Genomic DNA, 25,651 nt, shown 5'->3' on the forward strand with positions numbered 1-25,651 from the left:
GAGGACGATCACCCTCCCCGTCGGAAACGAGCTCCAAAGCGGCGAATTGCGTCTGATCAGACCCGCCCGTGCCCCCCGTGTTCCCCACCGGTGGCGATGATCCGTTCACCACCGTCCCGGCCGTCCTCTCGCAGACGCTTTTCCTCCCCAACGGCCAGCTGTGACCGGTCGCCTGGTTCGGCCCGGCGAGGCCCAGTGCTGGCGGGCTCTCACGCTGCTCCGCGCCGCGCGATCCAGATGCACATCGAGAAGCACACGCTGCACCAGATGGGCCAGGACAGCATCCCCTCCACCTGCAACCGCCCTGTTGGCTCGACGACGTAGCCGAGCCGGCCCATGCCCTTGATGTTCAGGGCGTCCTTGCGGGAGATGACCGGCAGGATCCGATGCTTGCGAAGTTCGTCGCGGTTCGGGTTGGAGTTGGATCCTTTGCTGCCGAGCAGGGCTTGAGGACGTCGCCAGGTTCGACTGGCGGCGGGCGGATGCCGTTGACCAGGACCGGGGCCTGGGTGCCGTCGTTGGCGTGTCCGCGGTGATGACGACCTTGAGCGGGGTACACATCCGTCGTAGACCACGTGGTGTCTGCTGCCGCCTTGCGCCAGTCGAGAGGTGACGGACCGGTGTCGCCCCTCTTGGCGCGGATGGGGGAACTGTCCACGCAGGCCCGCGACCGGTCGAGCTCGCCGACCGCGTTCCATTCGGCGAGCAGGATGCGGTGCAGCTGGTCGAAGAGCCCTGCCTGCTGCCACCACTGCAGGCTGCGCCGGCAGGTCTGTCTGGGGCCGACCGAACCCCAGCTCCAGTGTCAGGAGTTGCCAGGCCATGTCGTTGTGGAGGACGTAGAGGACGCCCTGCAGACAGAGCCGGTCTGCCACCGACCGTGGCCCCGGTGACCGCTCGGGCCAGGGCACCAGCAACGGTTCGATCCGCGCCCACAAGTCGCCGTCCACGGTATACGGCCGAGTGCTCACACCATCGTGAATGATCGAGTCGTCACACCGGCCACGCCCTACCAGGGAATCTCAACCAGATCGTGTTACGAGCTCTACGCCGCCAGAGCCGCGATCCGCTCGGACGCCTCCCTGACCTTCGCTTCCTGCTGGTGCGGCCGGAAGGCCCGGCGGACCTCTTCGACGCGTTCCACGCCGCGGCGGGAGTGTATGCCTTGGTCGATGAGGTCGGCGGCCTTGTGGGTGGCTTCGAGTGCGCCGTCGAGGTCGCCGGTCGTCACGGACGCACTCGGCATCCTGCTCACCGCCGAGTGGGCGGCCCTGCTCTCCGGCCGCGACGACGAGTTCGTCGCCACGGTCCTCAAGGGCTACACCGGCAAGCGCTGGGGCGAAATCGTCGGCCTGGAAACAGAGTTCGTCCGTACCGCCGCATCCCGTGTCGAGTGGCAGCTGTACGAGCTGGACACCGGCGAGCTGGACCTCTGCCCGCCCAAGGACGACAGCTACCGCACCATCGACTCGATGGGCTGGCTGCCCGCCCTGGTCTTCAATCACATAGCTCGTACGAAGTCGACCCCTTGCCCGTGCCACGGCAGGACGTACGTCTTCCGAGGCCAGGGCGCGGCCCGCACCGGAGGCCACCAGGGCGCGAAGCTCGTCGACGTCGCACGCCGCGCCGAAGTCTCCACGGGCACGGTCTCAAACGTCCTTAACCACCCCGACCGCGTACGGGAGGTCACCCGAGTCCGAGTCGAGCAGGCGAATCGCCGACCTCGGCTTCGTACGAGGCGGCACCACATCCGAGCACGCCGCCCACTGGCGCCGAAACGGCTTCGCCACCTGGTTGTTCACCCAGTGGTCTCCGGCTGGTACCCGAAGAAGGCACCTCAGGAGGCTCGGCTTGTACCGGTCCTCGGCGAGCCGCGGCCCGGCATCCCGGCCCGAGGACGAGGAGCAGCTGCACGGGCGGACGCCTGCTGGCTCCCGATCGCCAAGGGCCTCACACCGCACGGTCTGCGCCACACTCACCGCACGATGATGGAGGACCTCGGCGCCGCGAAGGTCCTCATGGACGAACGAATGCGCCACATCGACGGCTCGGTCTCCGCACGCTACGCCCACGTCACGCCAGGCATGCGCGTGGGCGGTCCCGGCAGAGGCGGATGGGTTCACGTGCGGTTCCTCGACGGCGACGACTCCGGTCTGCAGGAATGGGTCAACCCCGCCTCGTTAGTTGTCCCTTGGGCTAATGTCGAGGCCTTCCGCAAGGATGATGAGGGCGAGCTGACCCTGGTCGAGGCATCGCGTCACGTACGAGGCAGCACCGACTTCGAGGCCGCACGGATGATCCTCGGCTTCGTCCGGCCGAAGAGCGCGGTACGCCTGCGTCGTGGTGTGGCGGACGCGGGGATTCTGGAGCTGAACCGTCTGGACGCGATCGTTCAGCAACTCGGTGTAGAAGGAGGAGAGTTGCGGGAGGACCCCATGGTGTACGTACGGCACGACGGTGCTTGCCTGGCCAGCCGGCCGGTCACCGAACGCATCACCCGGCAGGTCGCCCGCGGCCTCGCTGACGAGATCCTGCCGGAGATCGACCGCAAGCAGCAGGAGCTGGAGCAGGAACGCGCAAAGCCGACCTGGTACGCCTACGGTCGCCGGGACGACCGCAAGCTGGACACGCAGGCGGCGATCCTGCGGACCGTCCGAGCATGGTGCGGTGAGGACAAAGTCGAGCGCTACGACGAGTTGGTAGCCCTGCGTGCCGAGGTTGTCAGGCTGGGTGAGTTGGTCGAAAAGGCGGTCAGGGTCCTACGCGACCGCGGGCGCGGTGTCATCGCCTCCACCATTGAGCGCGACCTTGGCGTCCCCATCGCCACCCTGGATCCTGACGTGCGTAGGTAAGGCCGCGCCAGGGATCCGGATCAGGTTCGGGCGGTGCGTTCGGCGGTGCCGGCTCCACCTTCTCCGGGCGTTTTGGATACCCCCGTCGAGGAAGGGTCGCAACTGCTTTCCGGTCGGCTTCGCATGGAAGTTGCGGATCGCCAGGCCACGTCCGCTCAGCATGGGGTCGAGCCGGTCCGCCTCCGTCTTCCCCCCACGTCGACCATTCCCGCAGCCCCTCGGCCTCGACAGGATCCTCCAACGCAGTGGCGGCCGCATCCAACGCCGCACAGAACTCCCGAATCTCTCCTGCGGCCCGCCACTGCTCCAGAGCTGTGCCGAAGTACTCGGTCCGTACCGCTTGAACTGCCTTGATCGACGCGGCACTGACAGCCCGCTCCCACTCCTTTTTCCAGCTGTGACCGGTGCGATAGCTGTAACCCTGATGCTGCTGGGTGACCTGTAGTTCCAGCTCCTCGGACGGTTCGAGGCGGTGCGACGGCGTGACTCGCTGCCAGTCGTATGTGTGGCGCCCTGCCTGCTTGGGTACGTAGCGGACCGGCTTCTGTCGCTCTCGGAAGATCGCCTCGTATGTTCTGCCGTGAACCGTGAGCAGGGGTTTCACCTGCCTGCGCTTCTTGGGCACCGCGATCTCCCCGTGTCGGGCGAGGGCCTGCTCGGCAAGGAGTCGCAGGAGCGAGAGCACACGAGGGCCTCGTCCGAGATCTCGAAGGCACTGTGATCGGCGACTACCACTGCGATCACGTCCTCGACATCGGTGATCACGCGACTGCGCGCCAGACGGATCCGGTTCCACTCGGTGTCGTCTTCACCGGTGATCCGGAGCAGTCCGAGGAAGAAGTCGCCCTTGGCCCGCCCGCTGTACTTCAGGTGATAGCCCTCAGGGGCGCACTGCCGCGCCGCGTCGAACGCCCAGCGGTAGCGAGCGCGCTTCGCATCGTTCGGGTCGGGGATCCGCAGAAACCGCCCGGCCTGCTGCACTTCCGCGATCAGAGCAGCGCCGATCTCCACGGACGACGGAGGCGTGGGCTTCACCACGCGCGCCGGTTTCGGCTTGGAAGCGGGAGGCGCGGCCGGCGGGGTCGCAGGGGCTTCGGGTGCGGCCGCAGCAGAAGTGACTTCCGACGTGGTGTCGGCTCGGGACGGTTCGGGTGGTGCCCGTGCTCCAGATAGAAGCGCCCCGCATCTGTGATCTCCGCCCGCCGCTTGCCGCTCTGCCTCGGCATGGAGATCAGCCCACGGCTCTTGAGCGCGCGAGCGGTGACGGCGAACTCGGGGCTCTCCGAGGTGACAGGATCCGCTCCCGCCCCGATGCCGGTGAGGAGGTCGAGCTGGCGGTCGTTGAGCGGAGACCAGGGGTGCATGGGGATGGTCGTACCGTCTGCGACCACCCCGGCACAACCTGTACGGGATACCTCCCCTCCCGCTGGGAGCGGCTCCCATGTGGTGGGAGCCGCTCCTCGGCACTTGGCTCCCAGAATGGGACCACAAAGCAAGTCAGGCCCGGCACTGATTCCTCAGTACCGGGCCTGACTTGGTGTTCCTTCAGTCGGGGTGGCGGGATTTGAACCCACGACCTCTTCGTCCCGAACGAAGCGCGCTGCCAAGCTGCGCTACACCCCGAAGCAACGAGCTCTACTTTAGCGGACTGATCCCCGTAGGCGAAATCCGGTTCCGGGGGAGGGGAGGAGAGGGAGGAAACGCGTGCCGGCCCCCCGGCCGCGAGCGGGGATGAGTGTGGGCAGGGACGTCGTGGAACGGAGAGCGCCGGCCTGCCCGGAACACGGGGGGCGGGGGGCCGGCGCTCTGAAGTGGTGCGGATGACGCGGGTGATGCGGATGGTGTGGACGTATGCCGCGGGGGCGGTCAGTCCCGGGCGGTGAGGGTGAGGAGGGTGGCCTCAGGGGGGCAGGCGAAGCGGACGGGGGTGTAGCGGTTGGTGCCGCAGCCTGCGGAGACGTGGAGGAAAGAAGTGTGGGCGCCCGCGGTGTGGGTGGAGAGGCCCTTGACGCGGCCGGTGTCGATGTCGCAGTTGGTGACCAGCGCCCCGTAGAAGGGGATGCAGAGCTGGCCGCCGTGGGTGTGGCCGGCCAGGATCAGCGGGTAGCCGTCGGTGGTGAAGGCGTCCAGGGAGCGCAGGTACGGCGCATGGACGACGGCCAGCGAAAGATCGGCGCCGGACTCCGGGCCGCCGGCCACCTCGGCGTAGCGGTCGCGCTTGATGTGCGGGTCGTCGAGGCCGGTCAGGGCGATCTCGATGCCCTCCAGCTTCAGGCGGCCGCGGGTGTTGGACAGGCCGACCCAGCCGGCCGCGTCGAAGGCGTCGCGCAGGTCCTCCCACGGGTTGTGGACGGCGCCGACCGCGGGGGCGTTGCCGTTGAGGCCGTGCCGGCCCTGCGCCTTCTCGAACAGGTAGCGGGCCGGGTTGCGCAGCTTGGGGCCGTAGTAGTCGTTGGATCCGAAGACGTAGGCGCCGGGGAACTCCATCAGGGGGCCGAGGGCGTCCAGGGCCTCCGGGACGCCCTCGGGGTCGGAGAGGTTGTCCCCGGTGTTGATCACGAAGTCGGGGCGCAGCCCGGCGAGCGACTGCAGCCAGCGCTGCTTCTTGCGCTGGCCGCTGACCATGTGGATGTCGGAGACCTGCAGGACGCGCAACGGCCGCATACCGCGGGGCAGTACGGGCACGGTGACGCGCCGGAGACGGAACGAGCGGACCTCGAAGCCGGCGGCGTAGGCCAGGCCGGCCGCGCCGACTGCGGTCAGGGACAGGGGTACTCCGTATCGCGCGCGCATGCTTCCCATCGTTGCAGAGTGACGGGCGGGAGGCGCACGGGAGGAAGAAGGGAGGGGAACGGGCGCGGGCGGGCGGGAGTGTTCCCCGGTGTTCGGAGGGAAAAGGCGCGGCGGTTGTCGGTGGGGGCGGGCATACTCGACGGCATGACCACGCTCAAGTCCAAGCTGCAGGACGACCTCACCGTCGCGATCAAGGCGCGCGACGAGCTGCGCTCCTCCACCCTCCGGCTCACGCTGACCGCGATCCAGAAGGAAGAGGTCGCGGGCACCGAGGCGCGCGTACTGTCCGACGGCGAGGTCGAGAAGATCATCGCCCGGGAGGCGAAGAAGCGTCGCGAGGCGGCGGAGGCGTTCGACAAGGGCGGCCGCGCCGATTCCGCCGAGCGCGAGCGGGCCGAGGGCGAGGTGCTCGCCGACTACCTTCCCAAGCAGCTGTCCGATGAGGAGCTGGAGAACCTGGTGGCCGCGGCGGTGGCGGAGGCCACGGGCTCCGGCGCCGAGGGGCCGCGCGCCATGGGCGCCGTCATGAAGATCGTGAACCCCAAGGTGGCGGGCCGGGCGGACGGCGGCCGGGTCGCGGCCGTGGTGAAGAAGCTGCTGGCGGAGTGAGCGGCGGCCGGGCAGGAGGCTCGACGCGGGTGATCCGATGCAGGTGATCCGACGCGGGTGAGCCCTGGCCGGTCGGCGGGCCGGATTGCCGCGCCTGTGGCCTGCGCCGCCTCGCCTCGCGCCGTGCTTCCGTACGTCCACCCGTCACACGGAAAGGGCGCCCTCCCCGCGGAGGGCGCCCCTTTGCCGTTGTCACGGCGGTGCGCGGCGTACGTTCCCGGTCGTGGCGGCCGGGCCCGGCGCGGTTACGGCAGCGGCGTCGTCACCAGGCGCCGCCGTTGTGGCCGCCCAGTATGTCGGGGAAGTGCCAGCCGCCGCCGGGCTTGTTGTCGCCCTGGCCGGGCTTCGGCTTGTGCTTGGGCTTCCCCTTGCCCTTGCCGTCGTCGTTGCCGTGGCCCTTGTCCGTGTCGGGGTCGTCTATCGCGACGGTCGGCAGGGCGGGTGCGGGCTTGTTGGCCAGGGCCCCGGACATGGCGTCGCGCCAGATGGGGCCGGGAGTGTCGGCGCCGTAGACCTTGTCGTGGAAGTTGCCGCCGATGCTGATGTTGAACATCTTGCGCTTGTGCATCGGGTCGCCGACCCAGACCGCGCCCGCCGCGTTCGGGGTGTAGCCGACGAACCAGGCGGCGTAGCGGCTGTCGCTGGTGCCGGTCTTGCCGGCGCTGTCCCGGCCGTCCAGTCCGGCCTCCTTGCCGGTGCCGTCCTCGACGACGCCCTTGAGGAGGGTGTTTATCGTCTTCGCGGTCTTGTCCGACATCGCGCGCCGGCAGCTGGTCTTCGGGACCGGCAGCGGCTTGCCCGTGGGGTCGGTGATCGACGCGATGGCGATCGGGGTGCAGTAGTTACCGCCGTTGGCGAAGGCGGCGTAGGCGCCGGCCATGGTCAGCGGCGACATCTCCTGGACGCCGAGTGTCATCGACGGCACCTCCTGGAGCTGCGTGCCGTCCGCCCGCTGGATGCCCATCTTCTCCGCCATCTTGACCGCGGGGCAGACACCCATGTCGCTGATCAGCTGCACGAAGTAGGTGTTGACCGACTTCGCGGTCGCCTCCTTCATGGCGTACGGGCCGACCTCCGACTTGTTCTCGTTCTGCGTCTTGTCGTGGCCTTGCCATTCGCCGTTGCAGGTCTGGACCGGGCTCGGATACTGCATCCGGTACGGCGACGAGTACTCCTGGTACGGGCTGATGCCCTGGTCCAGTGCGGCCGCGGCCACCACCGGCTTGAACGTCGAACCGGGCTGGTAGCCGGCGCCGCCGCCCATGTCGTGGTTGACGGAGAGGTTCATCACCGTCTCGTTCTTGCCGAACCCGTAGGGGCGGGACTGGCCCATGCCGAGGATCTTGCCGCTGCCCGGCTCGACGATGGTCGCGGCGCTGGCCACCGGGTCGTCGTCGTAGACGTGCTTCTTCATCGACGCCTGGACCGACTGCTGGGTCTGCGGGTCGAGCGTCGTGCGGATCGTCATGCCGCCCTGGTTCCAGCGCTTGAGCCGGGCCTTGTGGCTCTTCCCGAAGGTCTTGTCGTTCAGGAAGACCTCGCGGACGTAGTCACAGAAGAAGCCGGCGCCGTTCGCGGCGGTGATGCAGCCGTTCTTGGGCCGGCTGACGGCCAGCTTGATCGGCCGCTTGGCCGCGGCGTCGGCCTGTGCCTGGGTGACGTCCTTCAGGTCGGCCATCCGCTGCAGCACGGTGTTCCGCCGCCGGGTGGCTTCCGCGGGGTCGTTGACCGGGTCGTAGCGGGTCGGCGACTGGACGATGCCGGCCAGCAGCGCGGACTCTTCGAGGCTCAGGTCCTTGGCGTGCTTGCTGAAGTAGCGCTGGCTGGCGGCCTCGACGCCGTACGCCTGCTGTCCGAAGAAGGTGATGTTGAGGTAGTTCTGCAAGATCCGTCGCTTGCCGAGCTCCTCCTCCACCTGGATCGCGTACTTGAGTTCCTTGACCTTGCGGCCGATCGTCTGCTGGGTGGCCTGGGCGACCTTGTCCGGGTCGTTGCCCGCCTCCTCGATGAAGACGTTCTTCACGTACTGCTGGGTCAGCGTCGATGCGCCCTCGGAGACGCCGCCGGACTGGGCGTTCTTGTTGACCGCGCGCAGAATGCCCTTCATGTCGATCGCGCCGTGCTGGTAGAAGCGCGCGTCCTCGATCGCGACGATCGCCTTCTGGATGTACGGCGACATGTCCTTGAGGTCGACCACCGTGCGGTCGCGGCTGTAGACCTTGGCGATCTCGCCGCCGTTCGCGTCCTGGATGACCGTCCGCTGGCTGAGCGGTGGTGCCTTGAGGTCCGAGGGGATGTCGTCGAACCCCTCGACGGACCCCTTGGCCGCGAGGCCGAGCGCTCCGGCGGCGGGAAGGGCGATACCCGCCAGGACGGCGCCGGCCAGCACGCTGACACCCAGGAACTTAGCGGCCTGCTGGGCCTTGGTCAGACCCCCGCCGTCGCGCTTCTTACCCATGAGGGCACCCTACGTTCTCAATCGCCGGACAGGGGCGCAACTGTTCGCCTACGCTGTTTCCCGTCTGCCACAGCGGAACCGTTCCGCCCCCGGTGCGCCCCTCTCCTCTCCCGATCGGCCGGCGCGCGGGCCGTGGCCCGAACATCCGCTCGTGTCACGGGAATTCCGGTTTGCCTGCGGTGAACTGTCCTGGATTGCGAGAAAAGCGACGTATGCCGTCCGCTCACTCCGTTGGGTGATCTGCCGCGTACGCATAGTCCGTTCGGGCCATTCAAGATTGGGCCCGAAGGGGGTGTTGCGCCCTGCCCACCTTCCGTAACGTCCTCAACTGGCAACGGTGAATATGCCGATTGCCGCCGTGGGGGAGCCTCGATTCGGGAGAGGACGGCGCCAGCATGGGCTGGGTAACCGACTGGAACGCACAGGCAGCATGCCGCACGACCGATCCGGATGAACTGTTCGTCCAAGGAGCGGCGCAGAACCGCGCCAAGGCTGTGTGCACCGGGTGTCCGGTGCGTACGGAGTGCTTGGCCGATGCGCTGGACAACCGCGTGGAGTTCGGCGTGTGGGGCGGAATGACCGAGCGCGAACGCCGGGCGCTGCTGCGCCGCCGGCCGACCGTGACGTCGTGGCGCCGTCTGTTGGAGACGGCGCGTACGGAATACGAGCGCAGCACGGGGATTCTGCCCATGGGCTGCGAGGGCGAGGACTTCGACGAGTATGCGGCGGTCGGCTAGCCGGCCGACAGCGGATTTTCACGCACCCTCAACGCGCCGCATACGGAGCGGGGTTGATCACTCCGGATGCAGCCGATCGCGTCGGCGCAGTGGTGCATGCCCTTGGGCCGGGACCTGGGTCCTGGGCATGTCTCATCTGTCTGGACGGGCGCGTGTCCGTGGTGTGCAGGAGTACGCGCGGTGCGGGCGCAGGGCCGGGTGACCTGTTGCACAGCACGTGCGGCCTTCAGGGGCAGGGTGTATCCCCGGGCCGGTGCGGTGTTCTTCGGGTGGTCAGGGCTGCGGCGGAGCCATGTCGCCGTCGGCGGGGTCGAGCGCGAGGCGTGCGCCGATCGCGCGCAGACCTGTGAGGTCGTGGACGTCGCCGGGCAGCGCGGCGACCTCCGTCACGGGGACTTCGGGGTGCAACGCGGTGAAACGGTCTCGTGTCCGCCGTTCGCGCGCGAGGACCTGCATGCGCTCCGCGTGCAACCGCAGCAGCCCGGTGGCGAGTTGAGCTGCCGAGGCCGTGGGTGGTGCTGGGTGTGCCGCCGGGGCAGCGGGGGAGAGGCCGCCGACGGTACGTGATCCATTCTTCCCGCCGTCGTGATCCATAATGCCGTTCCGCTCAAGATTTTCGGCGGCTTCCGCAACGGGCCCCGCGGCGGGTGAAGGAGCAGGGTCCGGCCTGGTGCCCGCTTCCGATTCCTGGGCCGCCGCGCGCTCCTCGGCCGCCGTCTCGGCCTCTTCCGCCGCGTGCTCGGTCAGCGTCTCCGCCGCGGCGAGCGCCCGCTCGGCGCTCAGTTGGGAAGCGCCGCTTCCGTGCACCCTGTTCAGGACGAGGCCCGCCAGCGGCATCTGTTCGGCCGCCAGTCGCTCGACGAAGTACGCCGCCTCGCGCAGCGCGTCCCGCTCCGGCGCGGCCACCACGAGGAAGGCCGTGCCGGGCGCCTGGAGCAGCCGGTACGTGGCGTCGGCGCGGGTGCGGAAGCCGCCGAACATGGTGTCCATCGCGGCCACGAACATCTGGACATCGCGCAGCAGTTGGCCGCCCATCAGCTTGCTGAGCGTGCCGGTCATCATCGACATGCCGACATTGAGGAACTTCATTCCGGCCCGCCCGCCGACCTTCGCCGGTGCCATCAGCACCCGGATGAACTTGCCGTCCAGGAAGGACCCGAGGCGCTTGGGCGCGTCCAGGAAGTCGAGCGCGGAGCGGCTGGGCGGGGTGTCGACGATGATCAGATCCCACTCGTCGCGGGCGCGGAGCTGGCCGAGCTTCTCCATGGCCATGTACTCCTGCGTGCCCGCGAAACCGGCCGACAGGGATTGGTAGAAGGGGTTCTCCAGGATGGCGCGGGCCCGCTCCGCGTCCGCGTGCCCCTCGACGATCTCGTCGAAGGTGCGCTTCATGTCCAGCATCATCGCGTGCAGTTCGCCGCCTGCCGCGTCGTCGACACCCTTGACCTGGCGGGGGACGTTGTCCAGTTCGGAGATGCCCATCGACTGCGCGAGCCGCCTGGCCGGGTCGATGGTCAGGACGACGGCCTTGCGGCCACGCTCGGCCGCCCGTACGCCCAGGGCGGCAGCCGTCGTGGTCTTGCCGACGCCCCCGGAACCGCAGCACACCACGATGCGGGTGCGCGGATCGTCGATCAGCGCGTCGACCTCAAGCCACGGGGCCGAGGCGTTCAGCGTCGTGTCGTCGGCGGTCATATGGGCCCCTGTTTCCGCAGGTCCCTCGCCAGGCGGTAGAGGCCGGCGAGGTCCACTCCCTCGGGGAGCAGCTCCAACTCGTAGGTGGGCAGGCCGATCGCGGTCAGCTCGGCGTGCTGGGCGCGTTCCAGATCGACCCGCTCGGCGTGCTCGCGGGCCTGCTCCAGGAGCGGGTCGATCAGCCGCTCGGCCAGGCCGCCGCGGCGGGCGCCGCCCAGACCTGCCTGGGAGAGCGCCCTGGCCACGCCCGTCCGGGCGCTCCTGGCGGCGATGTCGAGGTCTTCGGTGTCCAGTACGGCGGGGCGGGTCATGTTGATGACGATGCCGCCCACGGGGAGGCCGGCGGCCCGCAGTTCGGCGACGCCGTCCGCGGTCTCCTGGACCGGCATCTCCTCCAGGAGGGTCACCAGGTGCACCGCGGTCTCGGGGGACTTGAGCACCCGCATCACGGCCTGCGCCTGATTGTGGATCGGACCCATCTTCGCCAGTCCCGCGACCTCGTCGTTGACGTTCAGGAAGCGGGTGATGCGGCCCGTGGGCGGCGCGTCCATCACGACGGCGTCGTAGACGTACGCGCCGTGCTTGTCCTTGCGGCGTACCGCTTCACAGGCTTTGCCGGTCAGCAGGACGTCCCGCAGGCCAGGCGCGATGGTGGTGGCGAAGTCGATCGCGCCGAGCTTCTTGAGGGCGCGGCCCGCGCTGCCGAGTTTGTAGAACATCTGGAGGTAGTCCAGGAGGGCGCGCTCGGCGTCGATCGCGAGGGCATGCACCTCGCCCGCCCGTCTTCCGCCACCGCCCCGGGCGGAATCGCCGGCCGACGCACCGTCCGGGCCCGGCGCCACGGCGATTTTGCGCTCCTCGTAGGGGAGCGCTTCGGTCTCGAACACCTGGGCAATGCCCTGTCTGCCCTCGACCTCGACCAGGAGGGTACGGCGTCCCTCGGTGGCCAGGGCGAGGGCGAGGGCAGCGGCGACCGTGGTCTTGCCGGTGCCGCCCTTGCCGCTGACGACATGGAGCCTGCTCACGTCAAGGAGCCTAACCAGTCCGCACGGGGGCTACGCACGGGACGGTCCCTGGTCTGCGTCGGGGATCTGCCCTACGGGTCGACGGCGGCCTGTCCCGCAGGGACGGTGCAGGGGCGGGCGGGCGCCGTCCGCTGCGGGTGCGGGCAGGCATTACGCTCGCCCCATGACCAAGTGGGAATACGCGACCGTGCCGCTTCTTGTACACGCGACGAAGCAGATTCTGGACACCTGGGGCGAGGACGGCTGGGAGCTCGTCCAGGTCGTGCCGGGCCCGAACAACCCCGACCAGCTGGTGGCCTACCTGAAGCGGGAGAAGGCGTGAGCGCCGTAGAGGACAAGATCGCGGAGCTGGGCCTGAAGCTGCCGCAGGTCGTGCCCCCGCTGGCCACGTACCAGCCCGCGGTGCGCTCGGGCCGTTACGTCTTCACCTCCGGCCAGCTGCCCATGGTGGACGGCGCGCTGCCGGCCACCGGCAAGGTCGGCGCCGAGGTCACTCCGGAGGCCGCCGCGGAACTGGCCGCCACCTGTGCGCTCAACGCACTGGCCGCAGTGAAGTCCGTGATCGGTGATCTGGACCGGATCGAGCGCGTCGTCAAGGTCGTCGGGTTCGTCGCGTCCGCGCCGGACTTCACCGGGCAGCCGGGCGTCGTGAACGGCGCCAGCGAGCTGCTGGGCGCGATCCTCGGCGACAAGGGCGTGCACGCCCGGTCCGCGGTCGGCGTGGCGGTCCTTCCCGTCGACGCCCCGGTCGAGGTCGAGATCCAGGTCGAGATCGCGGAGTAGCAACCGGCCGGGGCGGCTCGACGGCCGTCCCGGAGTACGGCCGGGCGGGGGCGCCGGAAACAGGCCCTCGAACATCCGCGCGTGAGCGCATAGCATCCGGCCATGTCGTCGACGACCAATGGCCAGTGGTATCCGCCGGAATGGCCGGACCTCATCCGGGCGTTCGCGAACGGCGAGCTGACCCCTGCCGAGCCCCGGCGGGCCGCGACCGTCCTGCTGCTGCGGGACTCCGGCACCGGCGGCCCCACCGTGCACATGCTGCGCAGACGCGCCTCCATGGCCTTCGCCGGAGGCGCGTACGCCTATCCGGGCGGCTCCGTGGACCCGCGCGATGAACGCCCCGTCTCCTGGGCCGGCCCCTCGCGCGCCGAATGGGCCGTACGGATGGGGGTCGACCCGGCCGCGGCGCAGGCCATCGTCTGCGCCGCGGTGCGTGAGACGTTCGAAGAGGCCGGGGTGCTGCTCGCCGGACCGTCGGCCGGGACGGTCGTCGCGGACACCACCGGGGACGACTGGGAGGCCGACCGGGCGGCCCTGGTCGCCCACGAACTGTCCTTCGCCGACTTCCTGGACCGCCGCGGCCTGGTGCTCCGCTCCGACCTCCTGGCGGCCTGGGCCCACTGGGTCACCCCGGAGTTCGAACCGCGGCGCTACGACACCTGGTTCTTCGTCGCCGCGTTGCCCGACGGCCAGCGCACCCGGAACGTGTCCACGGAAGCGGACCGCACGGTGTGGATCCGGCCGGGGGAGGCCGCTGCCGGCTACGACCGCGGCGAGCTGCTGATGATGCCGCCGACCATCTCCACGCTGCGCTCCCTGGAGCCGTACGCCACCGCGGCCGAGGCGCTGGGTGCGGCCGGGCGGCAGAATCTGACGCCGGTGCTGGCCCGCGCCCGCCTGGTGGACGGCGGGATCGAGCTGAGCTGGCCGGGCCACGACGAATTCACCAAACACATCGCGCAGCCGGAGAGCGGCGGTGCCGCAGGCCCGGGGGAACGGGGGGCCACGGAGGACGGCGCCGCCTCCGGAGACTCCGACGGCTCCGAAGGACCCGCAGGCAACCGCCGCCCCTCAGGAGGAACCACCGCATGACCAATGCAGCAGCCCTCCCCGGACAGCCCCGCGGCGGCGTCATCGCGGGCCCGGCCACCGCCCGTGCCCGGTGCGTCCTGGCGCCCAACCCGTCGGCGATGACCCTGGACGGCACCAACACCTGGATCGTCGCCGAACCGGACTCCCACCTGGCCGTCGTCATCGACCCCGGCCCGCTCGACGACGGGCACCTCAGGGCCGTCATCGACACCGTCGAACAGGCCGGCAAGCGGGTCGCGCTGACTCTCCTGACCCACGGCCATCACGACCACGCCGAAGGGGCGGCCCGGTTCGCCGAGCTGACCCGTACGCACGTCAGGGCCCTCGACCCGGCGCTGCGCCTCGGGGACGAAGGGCTCGAAGCCGGCGACGTGATCACCACGGGCGGTCTGGAGATGCGCGTCGTGCCCACCCCGGGGCACACCGCCGATTCGCTGTCCTTCCATCTCCCCGCCGATGCCGCCGTCCTCACCGGGGACACGATCCTGGGACGGGGCACCACGGTGGTGGCCCACCCCGACGGGCGGCTCGGCGACTACCTGGACTCGCTGCGCAGGCTGCGCTCCCTGGCCGTCGACGACGGGGTGACCACCGTCCTGCCCGGTCACGGCCCGGTGCTCGACGACGCCCAGGGTGCGGTGGAGTTCTACCTGGCGCACCGCGCCAACCGGCTGGCCCAGGTGGAGACCGCCGTCGAGAGCGGGCACCGCACACCGGCCGAGGTCGTCGCCACCGTCTACGCGGACGTCGACCGCTCCCTGTGGCCGGCGGCCGAGCTGTCGGTGCGGGCGCAGCTGGACTACCTGGGGGAGCACGGGCTGATCTGAGCCGGAGGGCCGCTCCGGGGCGCGGGCCGCCAGGGGGACGCGCCTACGGGCGAGGGCCTACGGGCGGGGCGCCTTCGGGCCGTGGACGGCCAGGTACTCGGCCGCGAGCCAGGGGGCCAGGCCCGCCAGCAGCTCGTCCAGCAGGTGCGGATGGTCGGCGGGCGCACGGGCCGCGCGGGCGGCGGCGCGCATCTCTTGCGCGTGCGCCGGGTAATAGCGTCCGAACACCTCGGCCGACTCGGCGAGGTCGCTCGTCCAGCCGCCCCAGCGCGGCATCACCAGCGTGAACCCGGTGCGTACCAGCTGACGCGTGGCACTCCGGGTCAGCCGCCGGCGCTCGGCACCGCTCCGTGCCTCGGCGGCCTGCTGCCGCAGGCCGGGCAGCAGACGGAAGAAATCGCCGTTGGTCTCCCGCGCGAGAAGCGAAGTGGGGCGGTAACGGGGCAGCCGCGCGGCGAGGTCGGGGCCCGCCAACGGGGTGCACAGGCAGGCGACGAACCAGGCCATGTCGTGCCGCTCCAGCTCACTCAGCAACCGGTCGACGCCGAACAGCAGGATCCCCGCACCGTCGATCTGAGGGAACGCGGCATCCAGCTCCGCCCCCAGGGCATCCGCTTGCGCCCGGTCCTCCGGGGTGGGCTCGGCGTGCAGCGCGAGCAGCAGGTCGACATCGGAGACCCCGGGGACGGCCGTGCCGCGCGGGATGCTGCCGTAGAGGTACACGCTGTGCAGCAGGGCGGGCCCGAAGCGCGCGGTGAGCCCGTCCCGTGCCGCCGCCACGACGGGCGCGAACTCCGGGGCCACCCGCTCCAGTGACCCTTCCCGGAGGAAGCAGCCGTCCCGGTCCAGTCCTGTGCCGTCACTCATGGCGCAACTGTGCCGACGGGCCGGGAGGGCGGCCAGTGCTTTACGGGCGTACGGCGAAGGGCCCCGCCGGAGCGGGGCCCTTCGCCTTGCAGCTGCGGCTCCGTATACGGGCGCTGAGCGGCCGAACGGAACGATGATGGCCCCGGGGTGCCTGTACGCGGCGGCGTACAGGCCGTGGGGCCCTGCGCGGGCGTCAGCGGGAGCGCTTCGCCAGCCGCTCGACGTCCAGCAGGATCACGGCGCGGGCCTCCAGGCGCAGCCAGCCGCGGCCGGCGAAGTCCGCGAGCGCCTTGTTGACCGTCTCGCGGGAGGCGCCCACCAGCTGGGCCAGCTCCTCCTGCGTCAGGTCGTGCACGACGTGGATGCCCTCTTCGGACTGCACGCCGAAGCGGCGCGACAGGTCCAGCAGAGCCCGCGCCACCCGGCCGGGCACGTCGGAAAAGACCAGGTCGGACATCTGGTCGTTGGTCTTGCGCAGGCGGCGCGCGACGGCGCGCAGCAGGGCGGTCGCCACCTCGGGCCGGGCGTTGAGCCAGGGCTGAAGGTCGCCGTGGCCCAGGCCGAGGAGCTTGACCTCGGTCAGGGCGGATGCGGTGGCCGTGCGCGGGCCCGGGTCGAAGAGCGAGAGCTCACCGATCAGTTCTCCGGGGCCCAGGACGGCGAGCATGTTCTCCCGGCCGTCCGGGGAAGTGCGGTGCAGCTTCACCTTGCCCTCGGTGACCACGTACAGGCGGTCGCCGGGATCGCCTTCGTGGAACAGGGCGTCGCCGCGAGCGAGCGTGACCTCTCCCATTGAGGCGCGCAGCTCGGCCGCCTGCTCATCGTCGAGCGCCGCAAAGAGCGGTGCGCGCCGCAGAACGTCGTCCACGAGATCTCTCCTTGTCGACATGCTCTGAGGGACTGTGGTCCCCATCATGCCGGAATGCAAAACAGTGCGATCAATCACAAGTTTGCCGGACCCGTGGCCCAAGCCCTACGGCAGGGGGCCGATTGGGGTGGCGAATCATGGTGATCGGGCCGGATGTCAGTGGGTGGCCTTAGTCTGGCCGAGTGTCCAACACGCCGGTGAGAGCACGGGATGAGGGGGCTGAACGAGTGACAGCAGAACGCGATTCCGCTGTGGGCGAACACTCGTCCCGCTCGCGTCCCGAATGCGAACAAAGGCGCCAAAGCGCCCGCCGGGATGGTGCCCGTCCGGAAGGCGACTTCGCAGGTGTGCGACTCGTCGATGCGGATGGCGGATCCGGCGCGAACGCCGAAGGTGAAGCCGGCGGGAAACCGGTGGCCGGGCCGGCAGGGACATCGGCAGCGAACTCGGTACGGAAGAAGGCCGTCGTGAAGCAAACCCCCGCAATGGTGACGAAGGAGGCGGCCGAGGCGACGGCCGCCCAGGAGTCAGCCCCGCAGCAGAGCACCGCGAAGAAGTCCGCGGCCAAGAAGACGACGGCAAAGACAGCGGCGAAGAAGACGACGGCAAAGGCGGCCGTTCCGAAGAAGACCGCGGCGAAGGCGCCCGCGAAGAAGGCTCCCGCGCGCAAGCCGGAATCGCGGACGGCCATGGTCCGCAGGGCCCGACGGATAAACCGTGAGCTGGCCGAGCTGTATCCGTACGCCCACCCGGAGTTGGACTTCACCAACCCCTTCGAGCTGTTGGTCGCGACGGTGCTGTCCGCGCAGACCACCGACCTGAGGGTCAACCAGACCACCCCCGGTCTGTTCGCCGTCTGCCCCACGCCCGAGGACATGGCGGCGATGGATCCGGAGCGGCTGGAGGAGCTGATCCGGCCGACGGGCTTCTTCCGCGCCAAGGCCAAGTCGCTCATCGGCCTGTCGACCGCGCTGCGGGACCGCTTCGGGGGCGAGGTGCCCGGCCGCCTTGAAGACCTCGTCACGCTGCCCGGTGTCGGCCGCAAGACCGCCAACGTGGTGCTCGGCAACGCCTTCGGCGTCCCCGGCATCACCGTGGACACCCACTTCGGCCGTCTGGTGCGCCGTTTCGGCTGGACCACCCAGGAAGACCCCGTGAAGGTCGAGGCGGAGATCGCCGAGATCTTCCCCAAGAGCGAGTGGACGATGCTCTCGCACCGCGTCGTCTTCCACGGCCGCCGCGTCTGCCATTCCCGCAAGCCCGCCTGCGGCGCCTGCGGCATCGCCCCGCTGTGCCCGTCGTACGGCGAGGGTGAGACGGACCCGGAGAAGGCGAAGAAGCTGCTCAAGTACGAACTGGGCGGCCAGCCGGGCCAGCGCCTGAGCCCGCCGGCCGACTATCCGGGCCGGCCCGCGCCCCCGCTGGCGGCCTCATGACGCCGACCGCCACGACCGCACGAGCGGCAGCAGCGGCAACCGCACCGGGGGCCGACCACCGAAGCCAGGGCCTGAGGGGGCGCGTATGACGAGTGCACGGGAGCAGTATGGCGAGAAGACGGATGGCAGGGACGCGGCGGCGCCCGGCGCGGAGGTGCACGGTGCCGTGGACGGCTCGGCGGGTGTGGTGAGCGCCGAGCGGCTGCCGGAGTGGCTCGCCCCGGTCGCCCGCGCGGCCGGCACGATCGAACCGCGCCAGCTCAGCCGCTTCCTGCCGCCGGAGAGCGGCGGCCGGCAGTCCGCCGTGCTGATTCTCTTCGGCCACGGCGCACGCGGTCCCGAGCTGCTGCTCATGGAGCGTGCGGGCACCCTCCGTTCACACGCCGGACAGCCTTCCTTCCCCGGTGGCGCGCTGGATCCCCAGGACGGCGATCCGGAGGGCCGCGGTCCGGTGCGTGCCGCGCTGCGCGAGGCCCAGGAGGAGACCGGGCTCGACCCATCGGGTGTCCAGGTGTTCGGCGTACTGCCGCGGCTCTACATCCCGGTCAGCGGGTTCGTCGTGACGCCGGTCCTCGGCTGGTGGCGCCGTCCCACCCCGGTCGGCGCGGTCGACCAGGCGGAGACCGCACGGGTGTTCACGGTTCCCGTGGCGGATCTCACGGATCCTGCGCACCGCGTGACGACCCGCCACCCCAGCGGCCACATCGGCCCGGCTTTCCTCGTCGAGGGCGCCCTGGTCTGGGGTTTCACGGCCGGAGTCATCGACCGGATCCTGCATTATTCGGGCTGGGAGATTCCGTGGGACTCTGACAAGCAGGTCCCACTCGACTGGCGCGCGTGAGACGGTGTCCGGCGTGAACGTCCTGGACATCCTGTTGCTGGTCGCCGCCGTGTGGTTCGCGATCGTCGGCTATCGGCAAGGCTTTGTCGTCGGCATCCTGTCCGTGCTCGGCTTCATCGGGGGCGGCCTGATCGCGGTCTATCTGCTGCCCGTGATCTGGAACGAGATCACGGGGGACGCGACACCCGGCACCTTCGCGGCCATCGCGGCGGTCGCCATCGTGATCGTGTGCGCGTCGGTGGGCCAGGCGCTCACCACCCATCTGGGCAACAAGCTGCGCCGCCACATCACCTGGTCACCCGCGCGGGCGCTGGACGCGACCGGCGGCGCGCTGGTCAACGTCCTGGCGATGCTGCTGGTGGCCTGGCTGATCGGTTCCGCGCTGGCCGGCACGTCCCTGCCGACGCTCGGCAAGGAGGTCCGTAACTCCAAGGTGCTGCTCGGGGTGTCGCGGGTGATGCCGCAACAGGCCGGCACCTGGTTCGCCGACTTCTCCTCGGTCCTCGCGCAGAACGGCTTCCCGCAGGTCTTCACCCCGTTCTCCAACGAGCCGATCACGTCCGTGCCCGCCCCCGACCCGCAGCTGGCCGACAGCCCCGTCGCCGCGGAGGCCAGGCACAGCATCGTCAAGGTCGTCGGCACGGCGCCCAGCTGCGGCAAGGTCCTCGAAGGCAGCGGCTTCGTCTTCTCCTCGCACCGCGTGATGACCAACGCCCACGTCGTCGGCGGCGTACGCGAGCCGACCGTCCAGGTGGGCGGCGAGGGGCGCACGTACGACGCCAAGGTCGTGCTCTACGACTGGAAGCGGGACATCGCGGTGCTCGACGTGCCCGCGCTGGACGCGCCCCCGCTGCGCTTCGCCGGCAAGGACGCGAGCAGCGGCAAGAGCGCCATCGTCGCGGGCTTCCCGGAGAACGGCGGCTACGACGTCCGCGCGGCCCGTATCCGCGGCCGCATCCAGGCCAACGGCCCGGACATCTACCACCGGGGCACGGTCGGCCGCGATGTGTACTCCCTGTACGCGACGGTGCGGCAGGGCAACTCCGGAGGCCCGCTGCTCACGCCGAACGGCGAGGTCTACGGAGTGGTGTTCGCCAAGTCCCTCGACGACGCCCAGACCGGTTACGCCCTGACCGCGGACGAGGTCCGTGAGGACGTCGTCCAGGGCCGGGCGGCCGGGCATCGGCAGGTCGACAGCCAGGGCTGCGCGATCTGAGACGCCAGGGGCGGCGGGTGCGGAGTACGCGCCTGCCGCCCCGCGCGGCTCAGCTGCGGGTATGGCGGAGGCGCGCGCTCATCCAGCGCGCTCTGCGCCGCAGGATGCGCGGAATCCCCATCGGGTGCGCGGGGTCGGAGGGATCACCGGGCCTGAGGTCCGGAGTGCCCTTGTCCCGAGTGCCCACCGCAGCGGCACTGCTGCGGTGGTTGCTTGCCACGTCACGGTAGTCGTGCGTCCAGCCCATACCCTCGACTCTGCCCCTGCCCCAAGGTCCGTAACCTCCGGGAGACCCGCCAATTGGCCTATGCGCCAGGCAAGTGGCTGTTCGTCAGACGTGTGTTCGCCCGCGGTTCGCCGGGCGTTCCGGGATCCCTGAGAGGCGGCCGACCGGCCGCCGGGAGGTCACCGGTCCGGTTCGGGGTCCTGCAGCCAGTTGATCAGCTCCGAGGAGAACGCCACCGGGTCCTCCTCGTGCGGGAAGTGGCCGAGCCCGTCGAAGAGCCGCCAGCGGTAGGGGGCCTCGACGTACGCGCCGGAGCCGGCCGCGCTGCGGGTGCGCATCACCGGGTCGAGTGAGCCGTGCAGATGCAGCGTCGGCACTCGTACCGGCATCTTCATGCGGCGGTTGAACTGCAAGCCGTCCGGGCGGGCCATCGAGCGCACCATCCAGCGGTACGGCTCGATCGCGCAGTGCGCCGTGGAGGGGATGCTCATCGCGCGCTGGTAGACCGCCACCGCGTCCTCCGGCGGGGGCTGCGGGCCCGACCAGTCCCGGATCATCCGTCCCACCAGCGCGGCATCGTCGGCGAGCAGTGCCCGCTCGGGCAGCCAGGGGCGCTGGAAGTTCCAGATGTGCGAACTGCGCCTGCTCTGTTTGACGTCGGCGAGCATCGCCGAGCGCCAGCGGCGCGGGTGCGGCATGGACGATACGGCGAGCCGGCGCACCAGCTTGGGCCGCATCACGGCCGCCGTCCACGCCAGATAGCCGCCCAGGTCGTGGCCGACCAGGGCGGCGTCCGGCTCGCCCAGGGACCGGATGACGCCCGTGACGTCGAGTGCGAGGTTGGCCGGGTCGTAGCCGCGCGGGGTGCGGTCGCTGCCGCCGACGCCGCGCAGGTCCATCGCGACGGCCCGGTACCCCGCGTCGGCGAGCGCCGGCAGCTGGTGCCGCCACGTCCACCAGAACTGCGGGAAGCCGTGCAGCAGCAGTACCAGCGGTCCTTCGCCCATCTCCGCGATGTGGAAACGGGCGCCGTTCGCCGCGACGTCCCGGTGCGACCAGGGCCCGTCGGGCTGTACGACCGAAGTGGTGCTGTCGGCGGCTGTCATACCGACGAGCGTGTCACAGACTCCAGGACCGGGTGATCCGCCGGCACCGCGCGCGGGTGCGGCTTGGCCTTCTGAAGGACGGCCGCCGTCTCCTTGGCCGCCGCGATGGACTTCTCCGGCTTCTTGATCTTCTTGACCTTCGCGAGCGCGATGAGGATCAGCAGTGCCGCGACGATCAGGAAGGCACCGCCGACGATCAGGAACGACCAGGCCAGCCCGAGGCCGAGGTTGTGGACGCCGTAGGCGGCGGCGAAGCTCAGTACCGGGAGCGCGAAGAGCGCCAGGACGCCCGCCACGACGAACGCGGCTCCGCCGATGCCCGCCCGCTTGGCGTCCTGTCGCAACTCGGCCTTTGCCAGCGCGATCTCGTCGTGCACGAGTGCGGACATCTCGGCGGTGGCCGCTGCCACCAACTGCCCGAGGCTGCGGTCTGCGCCGTCATCGGCTGAACTCATCGCCGTCTCCCTCTTGTCTGCTGCCGGATGCAAAGCCTCTCAGATCATGCCGGACCATCGTCTCCGCGGTCTGCGCCGGAGGCCACTTCGGCAAGCCGCCGGTGCTCGGCGGCCTTTGCCTCAAGGATCACTGCCATCCTCAGGTGGTACTCCGGCTTGTCCATTTCGTAGATGTCGGGGATGCCGTCCTGGTCCTCGTCGCGCTCCTCGTCCTCGCACAGCTTCTTGTACTTGGCGTTGCGGAGTTTGAGGAGGACGCCGGCGAAGACGGCGGCGATCAGCGAGCCGATCAGGACGGACGCCTTGATCTCGTCGGCCAGCGCGAGGTCCGTGGAGAAGGCCAGTTCGCCGATCAGCAGGGAGACCGTGAAGCCGATACCGGCGAGCGCGGCGACGGCGAAGACGTCCGGCCATCTGAGGTCGGGGTTGAGTTCGGCCTTGGTGAAGCGGGCGGTGACCCACGTGCCGCCGAAGATGCCGAGCGCCTTGCCGACGACCAGGCCGAGGACCACACCCAGCGTTTCGGGCCGGGTGAAGACCTCGTGGACCGCGCCGCCGGAGACGGACACACCCGCGGAGAACAGGGCGAAGAGCGGTACGGCGAGGCCGGCCGACAGGGGGCGCACCAGGTGCTCGATGTGCTCACCGGGGGAGTGCGCCTCGCCCTCGTGCCGGGTGCAGCGCAGCATCAGGCCCATCGCGACACCGGCGATGGTGGCGTGCACCCCGCTGTTCTCCATCAGTGCCCAGATGACCAGGGCGAGCGGCAGGTAGATGTACCAGCCGCGGACGCCCCTGCGCAGCAGGAAGTAGAAGGCCACAAGGCCGGCGACGGCGAGGCCGAGCGCCAGAAAGTTGATCTTCGAGGTGAAGAAGATCGCGATGATCAGGATGGCGAAGAGGTCGTCGACGACGGCCAGGGTGAGCAGAAAGGCGCGCAGCGCGGACGGCAGGGACGTGCCGATCACGGCGAGTACGGCCAGCGCGAACGCGATGTCGGTGGCGGTGGGGACCGCCCAGCCGCTCAGGTCACCGCCGCCGACGGAGTTGACGACGGCGTAGACGACGGCGGGCATCGCCATGCCGCAGATCGCGGCGATCACCGGGAGGGCGGCGGCCTTGGGGTCGCGCAGTTCGCCGGCGACCAGTTCGCGTTTCAGCTCGATGCCGGCGACGAAGAAGAAGACGGCGAGCAGGCCGTTCGCGGCCCAGTGCTGGATGGAGAGGTCCAGGCCGAGGGCGGCGGGGCCGAGGTGGAAGCCGCGGATCGCTTCGTAGCTGCCGCCGGCGGTGTTGGCCCAGATGAGAGCCGCGACGGCGGCGACGAGGAGGAGCACGCCGCCCACGGTTTCGGCGCGCAGGGCGTCGGTGACGAAGTTCCGCTCGGGCAGCGGTATCCGCCCGAGGAAGGGGGAACGACGGTTGCGGGGGGTGTTCACGCGGGCGACCTCCGGGCATTTCGGCAGCTGAGTACGGCTGTTGCAGTTGCCGACCAGACTTCCCGGCGCACCCTGAGTTTCTTTGCGTGTCGTTGACGCGTCTGCCACTTTACCTGGCGCGCACAAAGGGCTAGCGGGTGATTCTCACTTTAAGGGCATACCGGGCGTATGGCTGGCGGGCCGGGTGCCCGGCACCCGCCTCCGGAGACGCCGCAGGGGCACCGGCCGTCAGCCGGTGCCCCTGGTGTTGCGCGTGCATGGTCCCTGGCGGGACCGGTGCTCAGTCCTCGCTCGCCGCCCCCGGCAGCTTCGCCTGGATCAGGTCCATGACGGAGGAGTCGGTGAGGGTGCTGACGTCGCCGAGGTCGCGGTTCTCCGCGACGTCCCGCAGCAGTCGGCGCATGATCTTGCCGGAGCGTGTCTTGGGCAGCTCGGCGACCGGCATGATCCGCTTGGGCTTGGCGATCGGGCCGAGTTGCTGGGCGACGTGTGCGCGCAGCTCGGCGACCAGGCCCTCGTCGTCGGCGCTGGCGGTGCCGCGCAGGATCACGAAGGCGCAGATGGCCTGGGTGGTCTGCGGGTCGGTGGCGCCGACGACCGCGGCCTCGGCGACCTTCGGGTGCGAGACCAGCGCCGATTCCACCTCCGTGGTGGAGATGTTGTGGCCGGACACCAGCATCACGTCGTCCACCCGGCCGAGCAGCCAGATGTCGCCGTCCTCGTCCTTCTTGGCACCGTCGCCCGCGAAGTACTTGCCTTCGAAGCGCGACCAGTACGTATCGAGGTAGCGCTGGTCGTCGCCCCAGATCGTGCGGAGCATGGACGGCCACGGCTCGGTCAGCACGAGGTAGCCGCCGGCGCCGTCGGGCACCTCGTGGGCGTCGTCGTCGACGACGGTCGCCGCGATACCGGGCAGCGGCACCTGCGCCGAACCGGGCTTGGTCGTCGTGACACCCGGCAGCGGGCTGAGCATCATCGCGCCGGTCTCGGTCTGCCACCAGGTGTCGACGATCGGCGCCGCGTCGGCACCGATGTGCTTGCGGTACCACATCCACGCCTCGGGATTGATCGGCTCACCGACCGACCCCAGGACGCGCAGCGACGACAGATCGAACTTCGCCGGGATGTCGTCGCCCCACTTCATGCAGGCGCGGATCGCGGTCGGCGCGGTGTAGAGGATCGTTACGCCGTACTTCTGCACGATTTCCCACCAGCGGCCCTGGTGCGGGGTGTCGGGCGTGCCCTCGTAGAGCACTTCGGTGGCGCCGTTGGCGAGCGGGCCGTACGCGATGTACGAGTGGCCCGTCACCCAGCCGACGTCGGCGGTGCACCAGAAGACGTCGGTCTCCGGCTTGAGGTCGAAGACGGCGTGGTGGGTGTAGGCCACCTGCGTGAGGTAGCCGCCGGTGGTGTGCAGGATGCCCTTGGGCTTCCCCGTCGTGCCGGAGGTGTAGAGGATGAACAGCGGGTGCTCGGCGTCGAACGCCTCCGGGGTGTGCCGGTCGCTCTGCCGCTCGACGACCTCGTGCCACCACACGTCGCGGCCCTCGGTCCAGGCGACATCCTCCTGGCCGGTGCGCCGTACGACCAGGACGTTGCGGACGTTCTCCGTACCGGGCTTGGTCAGCGCCTCGTCGACGGCAGGCTTGAGCGCGGAGGGCTTGCCACGGCGGTAGCCGCCGTCGGCGGTGATCACGACGCGGGCGTCGGCGTCCTGGATGCGGGTGGCCAGCGCGTCGGCGGAGAAGCCGCCGAAGACCACGGAGTGCGGGGCGCCCAGACGGGCACAGGCCAGCATGGCGATGACCGTCTCCGGGATCATCGGCATGTAGACGGCGACGCGGTCGCCGGTCCGCACCCCCAGCTCGATCAGCGCGTTCGCGGCCTTGGACACCTCGCGCTGCAGGTCGGCGTAGGTGAGCGAACGGCTGTCGCCGGTCTCGCCCTCGAAGTGGATGGCGACCCGGTCACCCAGGCCGTTCTCCACATGCCGGTCCACGCAGTTGTACGCGACGTTGAGCTTGCCGTCGGCGAACCACTTCGCGAAGGGCGCGTTGGACCAGTCGAGCGTCTCGGTGGGCGCGGTCTCCCAGGACAGACGTTTCGCCTGCTCGGCCCAGAAGCCCAGCCGGTCCGCCGCGGCCTGTTCGTAGGCCGCTGCCGTGACGTTGGCGTTCGCGGCCAGTTCGGCGGGCGGCGCGAACCGCCGGTCCTCCTTGAGCAGGTTGGCCAAGCTCTCGTTGCTCACGACATCTCCCATTCCCAGGGCGTGCGGTGTGTCCCGGGTCTTAGCTCATCAGCCCTTGGCACACCTGACAAGAGTTCG

General features: G+C 70.2%; 23 protein-coding genes, 1 tRNA gene and 1 pseudogene. 10 read left to right on the forward strand and 15 right to left on the reverse strand.

Going from position 1 to position 25,651, the window contains the following annotated elements:
• Positions 1-209: 209 nt before the first annotated feature.
• Positions 210-971, reverse strand: a complete 762-nt coding sequence (locus LIU39_RS35700) for a transposase (protein ID WP_372464063.1) — start codon at positions 969-971, stop codon at positions 210-212.
• 74 nt (positions 972-1,045) lie between these two features.
• Entirely contained in the window at positions 1,046-1,231 is a 186-nt protein-coding gene (locus LIU39_RS26715; protein WP_227049469.1) for a hypothetical protein, read from the reverse strand.
• On the opposite strand from LIU39_RS26715, the pseudogene LIU39_RS26720 reads away from it, so the two are divergent.
• Positions 1,221-2,090 (forward strand): annotated as a pseudogene (locus LIU39_RS26720) (LacI family DNA-binding transcriptional regulator); the annotation flags it as partial. The gene LIU39_RS26715 and the pseudogene LIU39_RS26720 overlap by 11 nt on opposite strands.
• A 1,362-nt stretch (positions 2,091-3,452) precedes the next feature.
• Here LIU39_RS26720 and LIU39_RS26725 read toward each other — a convergent pair.
• The 3 genes from LIU39_RS26725 to LIU39_RS26735 all read right to left on the reverse strand — a co-directional run bounded on the left by LIU39_RS26725 (position 3,453) and on the right by LIU39_RS26735 (position 5,645).
• On the reverse strand, positions 3,453-3,890 hold the full coding sequence (locus LIU39_RS26725; RefSeq protein WP_227049470.1) for a hypothetical protein: 438 nt from the start codon (positions 3,888-3,890) through the stop codon (positions 3,453-3,455).
• 511 nt (positions 3,891-4,401) lie between these two features.
• A tRNA-Pro gene (locus tag LIU39_RS26730) sits at positions 4,402-4,475 on the reverse strand.
• Positions 4,476-4,718: 243 nt separating this feature from the next.
• Complete coding sequence (locus LIU39_RS26735; RefSeq protein WP_227049471.1) at positions 4,719-5,645, reverse strand: metallophosphoesterase; 927 nt, start codon at positions 5,643-5,645, stop codon at positions 4,719-4,721.
• Positions 5,646-5,789: 144 nt separating this feature from the next.
• Between LIU39_RS26735 and LIU39_RS26740 the strand changes: the two genes are divergently transcribed.
• Positions 5,790-6,254: a GatB/YqeY domain-containing protein gene (locus LIU39_RS26740; RefSeq protein ID WP_227049472.1), complete on the forward strand. Its 465-nt coding sequence runs from the start codon at positions 5,790-5,792 to the stop codon at positions 6,252-6,254.
• 262 nt (positions 6,255-6,516) lie between these two features.
• On the opposite strand, the gene LIU39_RS26745 is transcribed toward LIU39_RS26740, so the two are convergent.
• The gene (locus LIU39_RS26745; protein WP_227049473.1) at positions 6,517-8,712 is read right to left on the reverse strand and encodes a transglycosylase domain-containing protein; all 2,196 of its coding nucleotides are present in this window, start codon (positions 8,710-8,712) and stop codon (positions 6,517-6,519) included.
• Between the two features lie 395 nt (positions 8,713-9,107).
• Here LIU39_RS26745 and LIU39_RS26750 point away from each other — a divergent pair, with 395 nt between their 5' ends.
• Positions 9,108-9,449 (forward strand): WhiB family transcriptional regulator, encoded by a 342-nt coding sequence (locus LIU39_RS26750; protein ID WP_227049474.1) that lies wholly within the window; start codon positions 9,108-9,110, stop codon positions 9,447-9,449.
• Positions 9,450-9,722: 273 nt separating this feature from the next.
• On the opposite strand, the gene bagB is transcribed toward LIU39_RS26750, so the two are convergent.
• A complete protein-coding gene (gene bagB, locus LIU39_RS26755) occupies positions 9,723-11,144 on the reverse strand; it encodes an ATPase BagB (RefSeq protein WP_227049475.1) in 1,422 nt (473 codons plus the stop codon).
• Complete coding sequence (gene bagA / locus LIU39_RS26760; protein ID WP_227049476.1) at positions 11,141-12,169, reverse strand: ATPase BagA; 1,029 nt, start codon at positions 12,167-12,169, stop codon at positions 11,141-11,143. Before bagA ends, bagB begins: the two co-directional genes overlap by 4 nt.
• A 163-nt stretch (positions 12,170-12,332) precedes the next feature.
• Here bagA and sp36 point away from each other — a divergent pair, with 163 nt between their 5' ends.
• The 4 genes from sp36 to LIU39_RS26780 all read left to right on the forward strand — a co-directional run bounded on the left by sp36 (position 12,333) and on the right by LIU39_RS26780 (position 14,871).
• Positions 12,333-12,491 carry a Sp36 family protein gene (sp36, locus tag LIU39_RS26765; RefSeq protein ID WP_107050307.1) on the forward strand — a complete coding sequence of 53 codons (159 nt, stop codon included), beginning with the start codon at positions 12,333-12,335 and terminating at the stop codon, positions 12,489-12,491.
• Positions 12,488-12,952 (forward strand): RidA family protein, encoded by a 465-nt coding sequence (locus tag LIU39_RS26770; protein WP_227049477.1) that lies wholly within the window; start codon positions 12,488-12,490, stop codon positions 12,950-12,952. The genes sp36 and LIU39_RS26770 overlap by 4 nt, the downstream gene beginning before the upstream one ends.
• A 102-nt stretch (positions 12,953-13,054) precedes the next feature.
• On the forward strand, positions 13,055-14,044 hold the full coding sequence (locus LIU39_RS26775; protein WP_227049478.1) for an NUDIX hydrolase: 990 nt from the start codon (positions 13,055-13,057) through the stop codon (positions 14,042-14,044).
• Complete coding sequence (locus LIU39_RS26780) at positions 14,041-14,871, forward strand: MBL fold metallo-hydrolase (RefSeq protein WP_227049479.1); 831 nt, start codon at positions 14,041-14,043, stop codon at positions 14,869-14,871. Before LIU39_RS26775 ends, LIU39_RS26780 begins: the two co-directional genes overlap by 4 nt.
• Positions 14,872-14,928: 57 nt before the next feature.
• Here the strand turns inward: LIU39_RS26780 and LIU39_RS26785 are convergent, their stop codons facing one another.
• Together LIU39_RS26785 and LIU39_RS26790 are read right to left on the reverse strand one after the other, a co-directional pair.
• Positions 14,929-15,738 carry a nucleotidyltransferase domain-containing protein gene (locus tag LIU39_RS26785; RefSeq protein ID WP_227049480.1) on the reverse strand — a complete coding sequence of 270 codons (810 nt, stop codon included), beginning with the start codon at positions 15,736-15,738 and terminating at the stop codon, positions 14,929-14,931.
• A gap of 193 nt (positions 15,739-15,931) precedes the next feature.
• On the reverse strand, positions 15,932-16,606 hold the full coding sequence (locus tag LIU39_RS26790) for a Crp/Fnr family transcriptional regulator (RefSeq protein ID WP_006604164.1): 675 nt from the start codon (positions 16,604-16,606) through the stop codon (positions 15,932-15,934).
• A 485-nt stretch (positions 16,607-17,091) separates the two neighbouring features.
• Between LIU39_RS26790 and nth the strand changes: the two genes are divergently transcribed.
• From nth to LIU39_RS26805, 3 genes are all read left to right on the forward strand, one after another.
• Positions 17,092-18,042, forward strand: a complete 951-nt coding sequence (gene nth / locus LIU39_RS26795) for an endonuclease III (protein WP_227049495.1) — start codon at positions 17,092-17,094, stop codon at positions 18,040-18,042.
• 85 nt (positions 18,043-18,127) lie between these two features.
• The gene (locus LIU39_RS26800; RefSeq protein ID WP_227049481.1) at positions 18,128-18,883 is read left to right on the forward strand and encodes an NUDIX hydrolase; all 756 of its coding nucleotides are present in this window, start codon (positions 18,128-18,130) and stop codon (positions 18,881-18,883) included.
• Between the two features lie 13 nt (positions 18,884-18,896).
• Positions 18,897-20,099 (forward strand): MarP family serine protease, encoded by a 1,203-nt coding sequence (locus LIU39_RS26805; RefSeq protein WP_227049482.1) that lies wholly within the window; start codon positions 18,897-18,899, stop codon positions 20,097-20,099.
• Between the two features lie 49 nt (positions 20,100-20,148).
• Here LIU39_RS26805 and LIU39_RS26810 read toward each other — a convergent pair whose 3' ends face one another.
• The 5 genes from LIU39_RS26810 to acs all read right to left on the reverse strand — a co-directional run bounded on the left by LIU39_RS26810 (position 20,149) and on the right by acs (position 25,573).
• Complete coding sequence (locus LIU39_RS26810) at positions 20,149-20,346, reverse strand: hypothetical protein (protein WP_227049483.1); 198 nt, start codon at positions 20,344-20,346, stop codon at positions 20,149-20,151.
• A 158-nt stretch (positions 20,347-20,504) separates the two neighbouring features.
• Positions 20,505-21,431: an alpha/beta fold hydrolase gene (locus LIU39_RS26815; protein ID WP_227049484.1), complete on the reverse strand. Its 927-nt coding sequence runs from the start codon at positions 21,429-21,431 to the stop codon at positions 20,505-20,507.
• Complete coding sequence (locus LIU39_RS26820; protein ID WP_227049485.1) at positions 21,428-21,886, reverse strand: phage holin family protein; 459 nt, start codon at positions 21,884-21,886, stop codon at positions 21,428-21,430. The genes LIU39_RS26815 and LIU39_RS26820 overlap by 4 nt, the downstream gene beginning before the upstream one ends.
• A gap of 44 nt (positions 21,887-21,930) precedes the next feature.
• The gene (gene nhaA, locus LIU39_RS26825) at positions 21,931-23,325 is read right to left on the reverse strand and encodes a Na+/H+ antiporter NhaA (protein WP_227049486.1); all 1,395 of its coding nucleotides are present in this window, start codon (positions 23,323-23,325) and stop codon (positions 21,931-21,933) included.
• 280 nt (positions 23,326-23,605) lie between these two features.
• Positions 23,606-25,573: an acetate--CoA ligase gene (acs, locus tag LIU39_RS26830; protein ID WP_227049487.1), complete on the reverse strand. Its 1,968-nt coding sequence runs from the start codon at positions 25,571-25,573 to the stop codon at positions 23,606-23,608.
• Positions 25,574-25,651 lie beyond the last annotated feature (78 nt).

This window comes from Streptomyces pinistramenti, assembly GCF_020564935.1.
Classification (GTDB): domain Bacteria; phylum Actinomycetota; class Actinomycetes; order Streptomycetales; family Streptomycetaceae; genus Streptomyces; species Streptomyces pinistramenti.